This is a genomic window from Cognatilysobacter terrigena, from assembly GCF_004361065.1.
Taxonomy (GTDB): domain Bacteria; phylum Pseudomonadota; class Gammaproteobacteria; order Xanthomonadales; family Xanthomonadaceae; genus Cognatilysobacter; species Cognatilysobacter terrigena.
The window spans coordinates 123,718-140,052 of sequence record NZ_SELT01000005.1 but is presented as its reverse complement, the minus strand read 5'-3'; the positions used below and the strand labels follow the sequence as shown (position 1 = coordinate 140,052).

At 68.8% G+C, this 16,335-nt stretch carries 16 protein-coding genes; 11 read left to right on the top strand and 5 right to left on the bottom strand.

What is annotated here, in order from left to right:
• From folK to pgi, 5 genes are all read left to right on the top strand, one after another.
• Window positions 1-444, top strand: a 444-nt coding sequence (gene folK / locus EVS83_RS05415) for a 2-amino-4-hydroxy-6-hydroxymethyldihydropteridine diphosphokinase (RefSeq protein ID WP_133500007.1), incomplete at its 5' end; no start/stop codon positions are given.
• A gap of 4 nt (window positions 445-448) precedes the next feature.
• Window positions 449-1,270 carry a 3-methyl-2-oxobutanoate hydroxymethyltransferase gene (gene panB / locus EVS83_RS05410; protein WP_133500006.1) on the top strand — a complete coding sequence of 274 codons (822 nt, stop codon included), beginning with the start codon at window positions 449-451 and terminating at the stop codon, window positions 1,268-1,270.
• A gap of 3 nt (window positions 1,271-1,273) precedes the next feature.
• Window positions 1,274-2,134: a pantoate--beta-alanine ligase gene (gene panC, locus EVS83_RS05405; protein WP_133500005.1), complete on the top strand. Its 861-nt coding sequence runs from the start codon at window positions 1,274-1,276 to the stop codon at window positions 2,132-2,134.
• A gap of 81 nt (window positions 2,135-2,215) precedes the next feature.
• The gene (gene panD / locus EVS83_RS05400) at window positions 2,216-2,596 is read left to right on the top strand and encodes an aspartate 1-decarboxylase (RefSeq protein ID WP_133500004.1); all 381 of its coding nucleotides are present in this window, start codon (window positions 2,216-2,218) and stop codon (window positions 2,594-2,596) included.
• A gap of 3 nt (window positions 2,597-2,599) precedes the next feature.
• A complete protein-coding gene (gene pgi, locus EVS83_RS05395) occupies window positions 2,600-4,114 on the top strand; it encodes a glucose-6-phosphate isomerase (protein ID WP_133500003.1) in 1,515 nt (504 codons plus the stop codon).
• Window positions 4,115-4,179: 65 nt separating this feature from the next.
• On the opposite strand, the gene EVS83_RS05390 is transcribed toward pgi, so the two are convergent.
• Window positions 4,180-4,713 (bottom strand): TfoX/Sxy family protein, encoded by a 534-nt coding sequence (locus EVS83_RS05390; RefSeq protein WP_133500002.1) that lies wholly within the window; start codon window positions 4,711-4,713, stop codon window positions 4,180-4,182.
• A 102-nt stretch (window positions 4,714-4,815) separates the two neighbouring features.
• Complete coding sequence (gene queG, locus EVS83_RS05385; RefSeq protein ID WP_133500001.1) at window positions 4,816-5,904, bottom strand: tRNA epoxyqueuosine(34) reductase QueG; 1,089 nt, start codon at window positions 5,902-5,904, stop codon at window positions 4,816-4,818.
• A gap of 22 nt (window positions 5,905-5,926) precedes the next feature.
• On the opposite strand from queG, the gene EVS83_RS05380 reads away from it, so the two are divergent.
• From EVS83_RS05380 to EVS83_RS05355, 6 genes are all read left to right on the top strand, one after another.
• Window positions 5,927-7,381, top strand: coding sequence for an NAD(P)H-hydrate dehydratase (locus tag EVS83_RS05380; protein WP_133500000.1), 1,455 nt, complete (start codon window positions 5,927-5,929; stop codon window positions 7,379-7,381).
• Window positions 7,378-7,851, top strand: a complete 474-nt coding sequence (gene tsaE / locus EVS83_RS05375; protein WP_133499999.1) for a tRNA (adenosine(37)-N6)-threonylcarbamoyltransferase complex ATPase subunit type 1 TsaE — start codon at window positions 7,378-7,380, stop codon at window positions 7,849-7,851. The genes EVS83_RS05380 and tsaE overlap by 4 nt, the downstream gene beginning before the upstream one ends.
• A gap of 81 nt (window positions 7,852-7,932) precedes the next feature.
• Window positions 7,933-9,414, top strand: a complete 1,482-nt coding sequence (locus EVS83_RS05370; RefSeq protein ID WP_133499998.1) for an N-acetylmuramoyl-L-alanine amidase — start codon at window positions 7,933-7,935, stop codon at window positions 9,412-9,414.
• Window positions 9,415-9,481: 67 nt separating this feature from the next.
• Window positions 9,482-11,296, top strand: a complete 1,815-nt coding sequence (gene mutL / locus EVS83_RS05365) for a DNA mismatch repair endonuclease MutL (RefSeq protein WP_425456066.1) — start codon at window positions 9,482-9,484, stop codon at window positions 11,294-11,296.
• Window positions 11,275-12,201 carry a DUF1684 domain-containing protein gene (locus EVS83_RS05360; RefSeq protein WP_133499997.1) on the top strand — a complete coding sequence of 309 codons (927 nt, stop codon included), beginning with the start codon at window positions 11,275-11,277 and terminating at the stop codon, window positions 12,199-12,201. The genes mutL and EVS83_RS05360 overlap by 22 nt, the downstream gene beginning before the upstream one ends.
• Complete coding sequence (locus EVS83_RS05355) at window positions 12,201-13,145, top strand: TraB/GumN family protein (RefSeq protein ID WP_166636810.1); 945 nt, start codon at window positions 12,201-12,203, stop codon at window positions 13,143-13,145. The genes EVS83_RS05360 and EVS83_RS05355 overlap by 1 nt, the downstream gene beginning before the upstream one ends.
• A 9-nt stretch (window positions 13,146-13,154) precedes the next feature.
• On the opposite strand, the gene rnfB is transcribed toward EVS83_RS05355, so the two are convergent.
• The 3 genes from rnfB to EVS83_RS05340 all read right to left on the bottom strand — a co-directional run bounded on the left by rnfB (window position 13,155) and on the right by EVS83_RS05340 (window position 16,229).
• The gene (rnfB, locus tag EVS83_RS05350; protein ID WP_133499995.1) at window positions 13,155-13,592 is read right to left on the bottom strand and encodes an Rnf electron transport complex subunit RnfB; all 438 of its coding nucleotides are present in this window, start codon (window positions 13,590-13,592) and stop codon (window positions 13,155-13,157) included.
• A 26-nt stretch (window positions 13,593-13,618) separates the two neighbouring features.
• Window positions 13,619-15,679, bottom strand: coding sequence for a methionine--tRNA ligase (gene metG, locus EVS83_RS05345; protein ID WP_133499994.1), 2,061 nt, complete (start codon window positions 15,677-15,679; stop codon window positions 13,619-13,621).
• Between the two features lie 121 nt (window positions 15,680-15,800).
• Window positions 15,801-16,229, bottom strand: a complete 429-nt coding sequence (locus EVS83_RS05340; protein ID WP_133499993.1) for a DUF2147 domain-containing protein — start codon at window positions 16,227-16,229, stop codon at window positions 15,801-15,803.
• Between the last annotated feature and the right edge of the window lie 106 nt (window positions 16,230-16,335).

Here is a 16,335-nt window from a genome sequence, read left to right as displayed (position 1 = left end):
GCCGCGACCGCCATCGAGCGCGCCTTCGAGTGCCTCGATGGGCACGACGGCCTGCGCCTGACGGCGCGCTCGACCCTGTACCGGACGCCCGCCTGGGGCGTCACCGGGCAGCCCGACTTCATCAACGCGGTCGCCAAGGTCGACACGACCCTGGCGCCGCAACAGCTGCTCGACGTGCTGCTGACCATCGAGCGCGACGCCGGGCGTGACCGTCGCACCGCGGAGCGCTGGGGACCGCGCGTGCTCGACCTCGACCTGCTGCTCTACGGCGACGCGGTAATCGACGAGCCCGGCCTGCACGTGCCGCATCCGCACCTCCATGAGCGCGCCTTCGTGCTGGTGCCGCTCGCCGAGATCGCGCCTGCGGTCGTCATACCCGGCCATGGGCCGGTCGCAGCGTTGCGCGGGCGCGTGGCGACCGGTGACATCGAGGCGCTACGCTAGGCCCATGTACGCAAACGCCGCCGGCGACACGACGTCGCCCGTCACCCTCCCGCAGCTGCTGCAGGCGCGCCACGAAGGCCGCCGGCTGACGATGCTCACCTGCTACGACGCCGGCTTCGCCCGCGCGATCGATGCCGCGGGCGTCGACATGGTGCTGGTCGGCGATTCCCTCGGCATGGTGGTGCAGGGGCGGCGCAGCACGATCCCCGTGTCGGTGGGCGCGATCGAGTACCACGTGGGCTGCGTTGCGCGCGGGCTGCGTCGCGCGTTCCTCATTGCCGACATGCCGTTCCAGTCGGATGCGACGAACGACGTAGCCCTCGACGCCGCGACCAGGTTCCTGCAGGCCGGCGCGTCGATGGTCAAGATCGAAGGCGCGGGCTTCAAACTCGATGTCATCCGCCATCTCGTCGAACGCGAGATCCCGGTGTGCGCGCACCTCGGGCTGACGCCGCAGTCGGTGCTGCGCCTCGGTGGGTACAAGGTGCAAGGGCGCGACGACGAGGCAGCGGAACGCCTGCTTGCCGATGCGCGCGCGGTGGAAGCCGCCGGTGCGACGTTGCTCGTTCTCGAGTGCGTGCCGAGCGCGCTCGCGGCGCGCATCACGGATGCCGTGGCGATTCCCACGATCGGTATCGGCGCCGGCCCGGATTGCACCGGCCAGGTGCTGGTCATGCACGACATGCTCGGCTTGCGTCATGGCCGTTCGCCGCGTTTCGTGAAGGATTTCCTCGCGACTGGCGGGAGCATCTCGGGTGCATTCGAAGCTTATGTGCGCGAAGTGCGCGACGGCACATTCCCCGCGCCCGAACACGGTTACGCCTGAGCCATGACGACGGTGATCGACGACCTCGCGCAATTGCGCGACACGGTGCGCGGCTGGACGCGTGCGGGCGAGCGCGTCGCCTTCGTGCCGACGATGGGCAACCTGCACGCCGGTCATTTTTCGCTCGTGCGGCTTGCGCGCGAGCATGCGGATCGCGTCGTCGCCAGCGTGTTCGTCAACCCGACCCAGTTCGGCCCAAACGAGGATTTCTCGCGCTATCCGCGAACGCCGGAGCAGGACGTCGCGGGTCTGCGCGACGCGGGCTGCGACGCGCTGTGGATGCCGAATGTCGACACCATGTATCCGTTCGGCGCGGACAAGGCGGTGCAGGTGCGCGTGCCGGGCGTGACCGACATGCTGGAAGGTGCGCATCGTCCGGGCCACTTCGACGGCGTGGCGACAGTCGTCGCACGCCTGTTCCTGCAGGTGCAGCCGGACGTCGCGGTGTTCGGCCGCAAGGATTACCAGCAGCTCGCGGTGATCCGCTACCTGGTGCGCGAGATGTCGTTTCCGGTCGAGATCGTCGCCGCGCCGACGATGCGCGAAGCCGACGGGCTTGCGATGAGCTCGCGGAATCAGTACCTGACCCCGGACGAGCGTCCGCAAGCGGCGGAGATCCATCGGGTGCTGACGTCGATGCGCGACGCGATCGTCGCGGGCACGGCGCGGGAGAAGGTCGAGTCGGACGCCACGCGACGGCTCGCCGAGGCCGGCTTCGACGTCGATTACGCTGTCGTCCGCCGCCAGGACCTGCTGGAACCGTCCGCCCGCGACGAGGCGCTCGTGGCGCTGATCGCGGCCAGGCTCGGCCGTACCCGGCTGATCGACAATCTGGAGTTCCAGCGGCCCGCGTCCGCTGGCTGAACGGCCGCATGTTGCAGCGCGCCATGCGCTGCTAGACTTCGAGTTTCGAAGCCCCGCGGCCCGCGGGACGAGCTCGCCGCCATGCTCCTGAACATGCTCAAGGCCAAGATCCACCGTGCCACCGTCACCCACGCGGAGCTGCACTACGAAGGCTCCTGCGCGATCGACGGCCGCCTGCTCGATATCTCGGGCATTCACGAGTACGAGCAGATCCACCTCTGGAACGTCAACCAGGGCACGCGCTTCGTGACCTATGCGATCCGTGCGGAAGAGGGCAGCGGCACGATTTCCGTCAACGGCGCGGCCGCGCACCTCGCGCAGCCCGGTGACCTCGTCATCATCGCCGCGTACGGACAATGCGACGAGGCGGAAGCCGCGAAGTTCAAGCCGATGTGCGTCTACGTCGACCGCGACAACCGCCTGACCCACACCAACCAGTCGATTCCCGCACAGGCCGCGTAACGCATGACCCACGCCGACCGCCTCGCCCCGTTGCGCGCCGAGGCGGCGCGCGTGAACCAGACGCCGCTCCGCGACCTGATCGCCGACGATCCGGCGCGCGCCCGCGATTTCGCACTCCGCGTCGGTCCGATCCACGCCAACTTCGCACGGCAGCGCTACGACCGCGAAGCGCTCGACACGCTGTTCCGCCTGGGCGAATCGCTCGATTTCGATGCGCGTCTGAAGGCGCTGTTCGAGGGCGAGGAAGTCAACGTCACCGAACGCCGGCCGGCATTGCACACCGCGCTGCGCAGCGATGTCGCCGATTCCGAGACTGCACATGCGTCGAACGCGATGGCGCGCGATGCGCGCGAAGCGATGCGTGCGGTGGTCGATGCGATCCGCACGTCGGGAGTGACCGATGTCGTAAGTGTCGGCATCGGTGGTTCCGATCTCGGACCGCGACTTGCGGTCGACGCGCTTTCACCCCCGGGTGGCGGTGCGGTCCGCGTGCACTTCCTTTCGAACGTCTACGGCCATGCGGCGCAGCGCGTGCTGGCCGGGCTCGATCCGTCGCGCACCGCAGCGCTGCTGATTTCGAAGAGCTTCGGCACGCAGGAGACGTTGCTCAACGGCCGGCTGCTGCGCGATTGGCTGGGCAACGATTCGCGCCTCTACGCGATCAGCGCGAATGTTTCGCGCGCGGCGGATTTTGGCATTCCGGCCGAGCGCATCCTGCCGATGTGGGATTGGGTTGGCGGCCGTTATTCCATGTGGTCGGCGGTGGGTCTGCCGATCGCCATTGCCATCGGTATGGACGGCTTCGAAGCGCTGCTCGATGGCGCCGCGGAGATGGACGCGCACGTTCTGGTCGAACCCGTCCGTCGCAACCTGGCGGCGTGGCATGCGCTGACGGCGGTCTGGAACCGCAACGCTCTGGAACTCGCGAGCCAGGGCGTGCTGCCGTACGACGAACGTCTGCGCCTGCTCCCGAACTACCTGCAGCAGCTGGTCATGGAGAGCCTCGGCAAGTCCGTGCGCATCGATGGCTCTGAAGTAGGGGTGGAGACGGTGCCGGTGTGGTGGGGTGGTCCGGGCACCGACACGCAGCACAGCTTCTTCCAGGCGCTGCACCAGGGGACGACGGCCGTGCCGTGCGACTTCGTCGGCGTCGCGCGCGCCGATGCGCCGTTTCGCGACAACCACGACGCGCTGCTCTCGAACCTGCTCGCGCAGAGCGAAGCGTTCGCGAACGGGCAGGACAGCGACGATCCGCATCGCCGTTATCCGGGCGGGCGTCCCAACACGATGCTGCTGCTCGACGCGCTCACGCCGCGCTCGCTCGGCTCGCTGATCGCGATGTACGAACACAGCGTGTATCTGCAGTCGGTCGTGTGGGGCATCAACGCGTTCGATCAGTTCGGCGTCGAACTGGGCAAGCAGATCGCGAACACGCTGCTGCCGGCGGTGCGCGGCGAGTCCGAAGCCGACGACGCGGTGACGCGTGCATTGATCGACGAGATTGCGGCGCAGCGCTGAGCGTTTCGCTGCGGCGCGATGACCCTCGCCCGTTCCGTGGATGAGTCCTGACGACAGCCGTAGCGTCAGCCGCGGCTTCGGGTGCGTTTCGCCGCCGACTTGCCCGTCTTTGCAGCTGGTGCAGCCTTCTTTGCGCTATCGGACGTCTTAGTGGACTTCGCCGCCGCTGCCACGTTCTTTACCGCGGGAGCCCGCTTCTTGACCCCCTTCGACGCAGTCTTCTTCGCCGGCGCGGATTTGCGAGTCGCCGAGTCTTTCGCGCTTGGCGCCTTCTTCAGGCGTGGCGCGGGCAGCGCTGCAGCGGTCGCGTCGAGCAGGTTGCGAAGCCACTGGCCGTCGTCCCAACCGTCGGGCGGCAGGCGCAGGTAGTCCTTGGCGCCGGGATAGGGCGGGCCGAACGCGAGCAGGTTTGCTCTGCTCATCGATTCACGGCCGGCGGGCGTGTCCTTGATGAACAACACGTCGTCGCAGACGAAGGCTACGGGTGCGCCTTCGCGATACAGGCAGTACTCGCCGAACATGCGTTTCGTCGTGTACGACGCGCCGCGCCTGCCGAGCTGATCGAGCAGGAATTCGACGGTACCGGGATCGGTGGCCATGGCGGTCTCTGTGAATGGCGAGGAAGCTCAGAACGTTGAAGGAAGACGTCAGGGCGATCGACAATCAACGGCGGATGCAGTGCGCGGCGGCATGAAGCGCGGTTACGGCGACACCGACGCACCATGTCGCGCAAGCGCCCATTCGACGCTCTCGCGGACGACATCGTCATCGTTGGCGCGACGCGACTCCAGCGCCGCGATGACGGCCGGCGTCGTCGGCGCATTACCGAGTGCGATCGCAATGTTCCGCAGCCAGCGTGCATGCCCGCTGCGGCGAATCGCAGTGCCTTCCGTGCGCCGCAGGAAATCGTCCTCGCTCCAGGCGAAGAGTTCGGGCAGCGTCGCCGTGTCGAGAGCGTTGCGAGCGCGGAAATCCGGTTCGTCCGTGCGCTTGGCGAACTTGTTCCATGGACAGACGAGCTGGCAGTCGTCGCAGCCGAAGATGCGGTTCCCCATCAGCGGTCGAAGGTCCGGATCGATCGGCCCCTCGTGTTCGATCGTCAGATAGGAAATGCAACGTCGCGCGTCGAGACGGTTCGGTCCGATGATCGCCTGCGTCGGGCAGATGTCGATGCAGCGCGTGCACGTGCCGCAGTGCGCCGTGGCCGCCGGATCGACGGGCAAGGGGATGTCGACGTAGATCTCGCCGAGAAAGAACCACGACCCGCCGTTCCGATCGATCAGGCAGGTGTGCTTGCCGATCCAGCCCAAGCCGGCGTTGCGCGCGAGCGCGCGCTCGAGCACCGGCGCGGAGTCGACGAACACGCGATGACCGAAAGGCCCGATCTCGTCGGCGATCCGATCGGCGAGCTTCTGCAGGCGACCGCGCATGAGCTTGTGATAGTCGCGGCCGAGCGCATACCGGGCGACGTACGCGCGTTCGCCGTTCTCGAGCGTCGCCCAGGCCTCCTCATCGTCGCGACGCCCGTAGTCGAGACCGACGCTGATCACCCGCAAGGTGCCCGGCAACAGCTCGGCCGGGCGCGCGCGCTTGGCGCCGTGGCGCGCCATCCAGTCCATCGTTCCGTGCAGGCCGCGGTCGAGCCAGTCGGCGAGGAAGGCTTCGTCCTCCGCCAGCTCGATGCCGCTGATGCCGCAGCGCTGGAAGCCCATGTCGCGCGCGAGTTCGCGCACCCGCGCCGCCAAGGCGGCGAGGTCGACGGGCGCGTCCGACACGGCGGCGAGGCTCATGGGCCAAGTATAGAATCGGCCGATGCGCGACCTTCCGCCGCTGTTCGACACCGATTCAGTGCGGCGCTTCGAGGCCGCCGCGATCGCCGCAGTCGGCGACGAATCCGTCCTCATGGAACGCGCCGGGCAGGCCGCCTGGCAGCGCGTGCTCGAGCTGTGGCCCGCGGCACGGCGACTGCTCGTGGTCTGCGGTGCGGGCGGCAACGGTGGCGACGGCTACGTGCTGGCGCGACTGGCGCATGCGTCCGGACGCGATGTCGCCGTGATCGAGTACAGGCCGACGGGCTCGGCGCATGTCGCGGCCTGCGCGGCTCGCGATGCGTACATCGGTGCGGGCGGGCGAGTCGACGCGTGGGAGCGCGCGCTGCCCGAGGCCGATGTCGTCGTCGACGCACTGTTCGGCATCGGGCTGTCGCGTGAGCCGCGCGCTGAAGCCGCAGCGCTGATCGAGGCGATCAACCGGCATGGTGCGCCGGTGCTTGCGCTCGATGTGCCGAGCGGCGTCGACGCACGCGGCGTTGCCGGCGAGGCGGTGCGCGCGACCTCGACGCTGGAATTCCTGCTGCCCAAAGCGGTGTTGCGCACCGGGCCGGCGTTGGGTTGCGCAGGCGCGATCGCCTGCGCCGCGCTCGATGTGTCGGACACACTCGAACGGCCGGCGCCCGTCGCGCACCTCGCGTCTGCGGATGCGCTGTCACAGTGGCTGCGTCCGCGCGGTCGCGACAGTCACAAGGGTGACAACGGCCGCGTCGCCTGCATCGGCGGGGACCACGGCAGCGGCGGTGCGTTGCTGCTCTGCGCAGAAGGTGTATTGCGCACGGGCGCGGGCCTCGTGCGTGCGCATACGCGCGACGCGCATCTCGCGCCGTTGCTCGCGCGCCTGCCGGAAGCGATGGCGACGCCGGAGGCCGAGGGTCTGGATCCCGATTGGCCGGACGTCGTCGTGATCGGCCCGGGACTGGGGCAGGGCAACTGGGGTTTCGCACATCTGCATCGCGTGCTCGACAGCGATGTTCCGACCGTCTTCGACGCGGATGCGCTGAACCTCCTCGCGCGCCATGCATTCACGATCAAGGAAGGCGCGGTACTGACACCGCATCCGGGCGAGGCCGCTCGCCTGCTCGGCATCAGCACCGACGCCGTGCAGCGTGATCGCCTCGGCGCCGCGACCCGCATGGCGCGCGAGCGCGGTGCGGTGGTCGTCCTGAAGGGCGCGGGCACGATCGTGTGCGCGCCGGACGCCACGCCCGTGATTCTCGATGCCGGCAATCCGGGCATGGCCGTCGGCGGCATGGGCGACCTGCTCGCCGGCGTGATCGCGGCCCTGCGCGCGCAGGGCCTGTCGTCCTTCGACGCCGCCTGCTGCGGCGCGCTGCTGCATTCGGCCGCCGCCGACGTCGCCGCGGCGGACGGCGAACGTGGTCTGCTGCCGAGCGATGTCCTGCCGGCGCTGCGCCGCCTCGCCAATCCCGCATGAAATTCGAACTCCCCGACGCCGACGCCACCGCCGCGCTCGGCCGCGCGCTCGCCCGCACGCGTCCGCCGCGCGCCGTCGTGCACCTGCAGGGCGATCTCGGTGCCGGCAAGTCGACGCTGGCGCGTGCGTTGCTGCGCGAACTCGGTGTCACGGGTGCCATCCGCAGCCCGACCTACACGCTGGTCGAACGCTATGCGATCGACGGCGGCGAGGCTTGGCATCTCGACCTCTACCGCATCGGCGATCCGGGCGAGCTCGACTTCCTCGGCCTCGACGCCGCGGACGCCGTGCTCTGGCTGGTGGAATGGCCCGAGCGGGGGGCGGCGGCGCTCCCGGCCCCCGACCTCGGCATCCACCTCGAATTGTCGCCATCGGGGCGCATCGTCGAAATAACGCCCCATTCACCCGCCTCTGACCGCTGGGTGACGAATGCCGCGGCCGTCTTCACGGCCGGCGATCTTCACGCCTGACGGAGAAATCCGCGGCAGGTCACGGATTAACAAGGGAAAAGTCGCTTGCATTGACCCTTCCTTGGTGGTTGACTACTGCCCATGCGCGTGAAGGTCGATACGGTGCAGAAGGTCCTGCTGGGGGCGGCCCTCATCGCCGCGCTCGCCTGGAACCTTGCCCAAGCGGCCGAAGTCCGTTCCGTGCATCTCAGCCGCGGCGCCACCGGCACGCGCGCCGAGATCGCCCTCGACGGCGCCCAGGCCGACTACCGCCTGATCCGACTGGGCGGCCCCGACCGTCTGGTCGTCGACCTCCCTGCATCCTCTGTCCGTCGCGGAGCGTCGCTTCCGGCCCCGGCCGGCATCGTGCGCAGCGTCCGCTACGGCCAGCCCGAGCCCGGCGTCGCCCGCGTGGTGTTCGACCTGGCCCAGCCGATCGCTGCGCTGCAGCCGCAGGTCGAGCCCTCGGGGAATGGATCGCGCCTGGTCATCGAGTGGCCGGGCGACGAAGAAGGCACCGGTCCGACCGTCGCTGCCACGACGCCCGTCGTAACCGCCACGCCGTCGACTGGAACGCTCGTTCCGATGGAACAGCCGGTCGCCGCGCCTCCTTCGTCCGCTGCGTCAACGGGCGCGATGGACCGCTTGGTCACGACTGTTGCCGCTACGCCCGCTGCGACGACGGCGGGCGCGACCGCTACCACCGCGCCGGTTCGTGTCGATCCCCCGGTTACCGCGCCGATCGCGACAGCTCCCGCCTATGTTCCGCCGCCGATCGTCCTGACGCCCGCAAAGCCGACGCTGCGCGACGCTTCCGGTCGTCCACTGCGTCCGCTCGTCATCGCGATCGACGCGGGCCACGGTGGCCAGGATCCGGGCGCGCACGGCCCGACGGGTCGTCGCGAAAAGGACGTCACGCTGGCCATCGCGCGCGAGCTCGCCCGACAGGTCAACGCGACGCCCGGCTACAAGGCCTACCTGACGCGCGATTCCGACTTCTTCATCCCGCTCAACGAGCGTGCACGCCTCGCCAAGCGCGCCGGCGCCGACATGTTCGTGTCGATCCACGCGGATGCCGCGGAAAACCCGGCGGCGCGGGGCTCGTCCGTGTTCGTGCTGTCGCTCAAGGGTGCGTCTTCGCAGCGCGCGCGCTGGCTGGCGGACAAGGAAAACTCGGCCGATCTCATCGGTGGCGTGCCGGTCGAGCCGGGCAACACCCTCGCGTCCGTCCTGCTCGACCTCACGCAGAGCGGCAACCTCAAGGCGTCGGAGGATGTCGCGGGACAGGTGCTGTCAGGTCTGGCGCGCCTTGGGCCGAACCACAAGTCGTCGGTGGAGCGCGCGAATTTCGCGGTGCTCCGTACGTCGGACACGCCGGCCATGCTGGTCGAGACCGCCTTCATCTCTAACCCCGACGAAGAGCAGCGCCTGACTGATCCGACCCAGCAGGCGGCGATCGCGCGCGCCGTGTTCGGCGGCATCAACAGCTACTTCGTGCGCACGCCGCCGCCGGGCACGATGCTCGCCGCGCAGGTCGCGTCGCCGACGTATGCGGGCAGCGCGCCGTCGGGCGGCGGACGCTGAGACCTTCGACCGCGCGGCCGGCGTGCCGCCCGTCTATCATCGACGGCCGTAACCGCGCGCGAGCGCGATGACTTCCGCCGTGCCGATCCGACAGCTTCCCGACGTCCTCATCAACCAGATCGCGGCCGGCGAGGTCGTCGAGCGGCCTGCGTCCGTGGTCAAGGAACTCGTCGAGAACGCGCTCGACGCCGGAGCGGGGCGTGTCGATATCGATCTCGAGGACGGCGGCATCCGCCTGATCCGCATTCGCGATGATGGCCTCGGCATCGAGCCGCAGGAATTGCCGCTCGCGGTGCAGCGACACGCGACCAGCAAGATCGCGACGCTCGACGATCTCGAAGGCGTGGCGACGCTCGGCTTTCGTGGCGAAGCATTGCCGTCGATCGCATCGGTCAGCCGCTTCGCGCTGATCTCGCGCACGCGCGACGCCGAGCACGCGACCGCGATCGAAGTCGACGGCGGTCTCGTCGCTGCGCCCGTTCCGCGCTCGCATCCGCACGGGACCACCGTCGAAGTGCGCGACCTGTTCTACAACGTGCCCGCGCGACGCCGGTTCCTGAAAGCCGAGCGCACCGAGCTCTCGCACATCGAGGACTGGCTGCGGCAGCTCGCGCTCGCGCGTCCGGATGTCGAGCTGCGCGTCTCGCACAACGGCAAGCCGTCGCGACGCTGGAAGGGCGAGCGCGATCTGCTCTCGGGCGAGCGTCTGCACGAAGCGCTCGGGCCGGATTTCGTGAAGCATTCGCTGCGCGTCGAGCACGGCACGGTGGCGGACGACGGTCGCGCGCTGCGCCTGCAGGGCTGGATCGCGGAACCCAGCTACAACCGGGCGAGCACGGATCAGCAGTTCCTGTTCGTCAATGAACGTGCCGTGCGTGATCGCGGTGTCGCGCACGCCGTTCGTCAGGCGTACGCCGACGTGCTGTTCCACGGACGGCATCCGGCTTACGTGCTGTTCCTGTCGCTCGACCCGCGCCGCGTCGACGTCAACGTCCATCCCGCCAAACACGAAGTACGTTTCCGCGACGGCCGCCTGATCCACGACTTCGTGTATCGAACGTTGCAAGGCGTGCTCGCGGAGACGCGCGCGGGTGCGGCGGTTGCGACGTTCAATGCGCCCGCAGCCACGGTGGCCGCGCCGGGCGCGTGGTCGGCGCCGATGCGGCAGTCGCCGCTCGGGCTGCAGGTCGCGGAGACACGCGCCGCTTACGAAGCGCTGTACGCGACGCCGGATGCCGCAGCACCGATCGCAATGCCCACGACGGCGCCGTCGCTCGCCGCGAACGACGAACCAACGCTTCCGCCACTCGGGTACGCCGTCGCGCAGTTGCACGGCATCTACATCCTCGCCGAATGCGCCGACGGCTTGATCGTCGTCGACATGCACGCCGCGCACGAGCGCATCGGCTACGAGAAGCTCAAGCATGCGCACGATGGCGAGGGCCTGCGCACGCAGCCGCTGCTCGTGCCGCAGACGGTCGCGGTGTCCGAGCGCGAAGCGGACGTCGCCGAGCGTGAAGCGGCGACGCTCGCGCAACTCGGTTTCGAGGTGACGCGCACCGGCGTCCAGTCGCTGCTGCTGCGCGCGGTGCCGGCGTTGCTGGCGAATGGCGACACCGAAGGCCTGTTGCGCGACGTCCTCGCGGATCTGCGCGAGCACGGCGAAACGCGACGCATCGCCGCCGCGCGCGACGAGCTGCTCGCGACGATGGCCTGCCACCATGCGGTGCGCGCGAATCGTCGCCTGACGATCCACGAAATGAACGCGCTGCTGCGCGAGATGGAAGCGACGGAACGCTCTGGTCAATGCAATCACGGGCGCCCGACCTGGGCGCGTTTTTCGCTGGCGGAGATCGACAAATGGTTCCTGCGCGGACGCTGACCCGCATCGTTCTGGTCGCGGGTTGCATCGCCCTCGCTGCCTGCAATCGGGAAGCCGCGACGCCGATACCGAAGGCGCTTCCGGCCGCGTATCTGCAGGCGGAGCAGACTTGGCGCGCGGAGCGGTTGGCATCGCTGACGAAGCCGGACGGTTGGACGTCGCTCGTGGGTCTGCATTGGCTCGATCCCGGCGCGCATTACGCGGGCACCGCGGGCAGCAACGGCATCAAGCTCGCCGTCGGCCCCGCGCAGTTCGGCATGTTCGACGTACGGGGCGACAACGTGCGCTTTGTTCCCGGCGCCGGATCGAACCTGACGATCGACGGCCAGCCCGCCAAGTGGATGACACTGCGCGCCGATGATGCGGACGGCGGGCCGAGCGTGATCAATTTCGACGGCGGCAAGGGCATCGCGACGGTCATCCACCGTGGCGACCGCTTCGCGTTACGCGTGAAGCACGCCGATGCGCCGACGCGCACGCAGTTCAAGGGCATCACGTACTGGCCGGGCGGCCCCGACTGGATCGTCGACGCCACCTACGTGCCGAATCCGCCGGGACAGACGCTCGATATCGCGAACATCGTCGGCATCATCGAACCGACGCCGAATCCGGGCCGCGTCGAGTTCAAGCACAACGGCAATCGCTATCAACTCGAAGCGCTCGCCAACGACGACGGCGGCCTCTTCCTCGTGTTCGCCGACCGCACCAGCGGCCACGGCAGCTACGGTGCGGGCCGCTTTATCGACACCGCGCCGCCCGCGAACGGCAAGGTGCGCATCGACTTCAACCAGGCCTACAACCCGCCATGCGCGTTCACTCCGTTCGCCACGTGCCCGCTGCCTCCGCCGATGAATCGCCTCAACCTCGCCATCAAGGCGGGCGAGAAGGCGTACGGCGGCCACTGATGCGCACCGTGCACAAATACGCGCTCGCTCTCGTCGGCCTGCTGCTCGCGCTTCCGGTCGCGGGCTCGACGCCGACCGCAACGGTCGCGGCCGCGACCCCGCCCGTGCCGCTGCTGTGGAAGGTGTCCGACGCCGACAACAGCATCTATCTGCTGGGCTCGTTCCATCTCCTGCAGAAGTCGGACTACCCGCCGTCGAGCGATATCGATCGTGCGTTCGACGCCTCGGAATCGCTCGTCTTCGAGGTGACGCCGGAAGACCTCGACGATCCGTCGATCACGGGTCTGATGATGGGCCTGGCGAAGTCCGACTCGGCGGGCGGTATCGATCATGTGCTGTCGCCGGACCTCAAGGCGCAGCTGGACGTTCGCATGCGCGCGCTCGGCCTCGCGCCCGAGCAGATGGGCGCGTTCGAGCCGTGGTTCGTCGACACGATGCTGGTCACGCTGCTCGGCCAGCGCAGCGGCTATGCCCCCGACGACGGCCTCGATCGCTACCTGATGGCGCGTGCGAAGGCGGCGGGCAAAGCGACCGCGGGCCTCGAAACGGTGCGCGCGCAGCTCACGACGCTCGACCAGACGCCGATCAACGAGCAGATCGCATCGCTGCACGAGTTCGTCGAAGAGGGCGACGGCGCGTCCGCCAAGCTCGACGAGCTGCACGCGGCGTGGCGCAGTGCCGACATCCCGACGCTCGAGCGCCTGACGCACGACGAGATGGCCGAGCTCACGCCGATCACGTATCAGCGCCTCAACGTCGACCGCAATCGCGCGTGGGTGCCGCAGCTCGAAGCGCTTCTGGCGCGCGGGAAAGGCCATGACGTGATGGTGGTCGTCGGTGCGTTGCATCTGCTCGGCGACGACGGCGTGGTGTCGTTGCTGCGTGCGAAGGGTTATCGCGTCGAGCGCATCTGCAGCGCCTGCGTGGCGACCAAAACGCCCTGACGACGCGGCTCAGGCCGCGGGCACCAGCACGATGCAGTCGACCGGGCAGGCGGGCACGCACAGCTCGCAGCCGGTGCACAGCGGATCGATGACCGTGTGCATGTGCTTCGCGCCGCCGATGATGGCGTCGACGGGGCACGCCTGGATGCACTTGGTGCAGCCGATGCAATCCTCTTCGACGATGAGCGCGACCTGCGGCGGCTTGTGCGCCCCGCGCGTGCGGTCATAGGGCTGCGCGGGCGCGCCGAGCAGACGCGCAAGCGCACGAGCGCCTTCATCGCCGCCGGGCGGGCAGTGATCGACGCCCGCATCGCCGCGCGCCATCGCTTCCGCATACGGCCGACAACCCGCGAACCCGCACTGCCCGCACTGCGTTTGCGGCAGCAGGCGATCGAGCCGCTCGACCAGTTCGTCGAGCGGCAACGCGGGGGCGGAAAGAGGGGACATCGGGTTCGTTGCGACGACGTCGCGGTTCAGCGCACCGGCATGCCGGGCGCAGCGCCCGTGTCGGCGTCGAGCAGGAACAGACCGCCGCCGTCGAAACCCGCCGACAGGATCATTCCCTCGCTCACACCGAAACGCATCTTGCGCGGCGCGAGATTGGCGATGAACACCACGCTGCGGCCGACGAGCTTTTCCGGCTCGCCGTACGAGCCGCGGATGCCCGAGAAGATCTGGCGCTGGCCGAGATCGCCTGCGTCGAGCAGGAAACGCAGCAACTTGTCGGACCCCTCGACGAAGCCGCACTCGAGCACCGTGCCGATGCGCAGGTCGAGCTTGGCGAAGTCGTCGATGCCGATCGTCGTCGGCGCGGCGGTCGCCGGTGCAGCCTTGGGGGCGGGCGCAGCGGCGGCGGTGTTCTGCGTGGCGTCGGTGGCGGGCTGCAACGTGTCCTTGCTGGCGTCGGTCATGGCGTCGATCTGTTTCGGGTCGATACGGGTGAAGAGCGGGGTGTAGGGCGCGATATCACGAGCCACGAGCGGCGCGGAAACGTCACCCCAGGCGATGACTGGCGCACGCAGGAACGCTTCCGCCTGCGACGCAACGCGCGGCAGGACCGGCTTGAGCGCCGCGGCGAGCACGCGGAACAGGTTGAGACCCTGCGTGCACACCGCCTGCAGTTCGGCGTCGGCGCCGTCCTGCTTGGCGAGCACCCACGGTTTGGTCTCGTCGATGTAGCGATTGGCCTCGTCGGCGAGCGTCATCGTCAGGCGCAATGCGGTGGCGGCCTCGTTGCGGGCGTACGCGTCGGCAATCGGCTGCAGCTGCGCCACGAAGCGCTCGTACATCGCCGCATCGGGCAGTGCGTCGGCAAGGCGTCCGCCGAAGCGCTTCTCGATGAAGCCCGCGCACCGGCTCGCGAGGTTGACGAACTTGCCGACGATGTCGGAGTTCACGCGTGCGATGAAGTCAGCGAGGTTGAGGTCGACGTCGTCGACGCCGCCCGAAGTCTTCGCCGCGAAGTAGTAGCGCAGCGCTTCCGGGTCCAGCCCGCAGTCGAGATATGTCCGAGCCATCACGAACGTGCCGCGCGACTTCGACATCTTCGCGCCGTCGACCGTCAGGTAACCGTTGACGTGCAGTCGCGTCGGCGCGCGCAGCCCGGCACCATGCAACACCGCCGGCCAGAACAGGCCGTGGAAGTTGACGATGTCCTTGCCGATGAAGTGATGCATCTCGGCCGTCGAATCGGCACGCAGGAACGATTCGAAATCGATGCCGCGGTGCGCGGCGAGCGCCTTGAAGCTCGCGAGGTAGCCGATCGGCGCGTCGATCCAGACGTACAGGAACTTGCCCGGATGCCCCGGGATCTCGAAGCCGAAGTAGGGCGCATCGCGGGAGATGTCCCACGCGCGCAGGCCGCCTTCGGCATCGAGCCATTCCTGCAGCTTCGCCTTGACGCCGGCGATCGCGACGTCGCCGGACAACCACTCGCGCAGGAACGCGTCGAAGTGGCCGAGCTCGAAGAAGAAGTGCTCGGACTCGCGAAGTTCCGGCGTGGCGCCGCTGATCACCGAGCGCGGCTCCTTGAGCTCCGTCGGTGCGTACGTCGCGCCGCAGTTCTCGCAGTTGTCGCCGTACTGGTCTGGCGTGCCGCAGTTGGGACAGATGCCTTTGACGTAGCGGTCGGGCAGGAACATGCCCTTGACCGGGTCGAACAACTGCGCGACGGCGCGTCGCGTGACGTGCCCGGCCCCGTCGATCGCGCGATAGATCGACTGCGTCAGCTCGCGGTTGGTGTCGGAGTTGGTCGAGTCGTAGTGGTCGAATGCGACGCCGAAATCGGCGAAGTCGCGCTCGTGGCTGGCCTGGATGCCGGCGATGAAGGCTTCCGGCGTCGTGCCCGCCTTCTCGGCGGCGAGCATGATCGGCGTACCGTGCGTGTCGTCCGCGCAGACGAAGTGCACCGTATCGCCCGACATGCGCTTCGCGCGCGTCCAGATGTCGCCTTGGACGTAGCCCACCAGGTGGCCGAGGTGCAGCGGGCCGTTGGCGTAGGGCAGGGCGCAGGTAACGAGGATGTCGCGGGACATGGCGGAGGCGCGGCGCAGGGGGCCGGAAAGTATCGCACGCGGGGTTTTGCGGCCGACCGCAGACGCCAACGAAATCGGCCCGGTTTCCCGGGCCGTGTCGTGATGCGAAGGTCGACGTCGATCAGTGGACGCGGACCCAGGTGGCGGTCTTGCAGATGAAGAGCTTGCAACCGGTCACCTCGAGCTTGTTGCCGCCGTCGACGAGCTTGACGCTCTTGGCCTTGAAGCTCATGCCAGCGGAGGGCTTGTAGCCTTCGCCACCGCCCCAGCCGCCGTCGATCGGCGACAGGTTCCAGAGGATCGGCATGCCGACCGTCGGCTTGCCCTTCTTGGCGCCGTCGCACTTGGTGCACGTGGCCGCGGCCGGGTCGACGGCCTCGACGATCTTCGCGGCGAGCTTGCCGTTCTGGGCCTGGTAGACCTCGGCGATGGTCATGACCTTGCCGGTCTCGTCGTCGAGCGTCTTCCAACGACCGACGGGCGAGTTGTCGGCGGCGCCGGCGGCGAGCGGCAGCGCAAGCAGAAGCAGTGCGGTGAGCGTGGTACGCATGGGTTCCCCTTGGACGTTTGGCCCGCCGCAGGCGCGCGGGTGGCCTTATATAACCCGAAATCCGGGCGGTTGGCGGGCCGTCCGGCCGGTTGTTCAGGATGCGGAG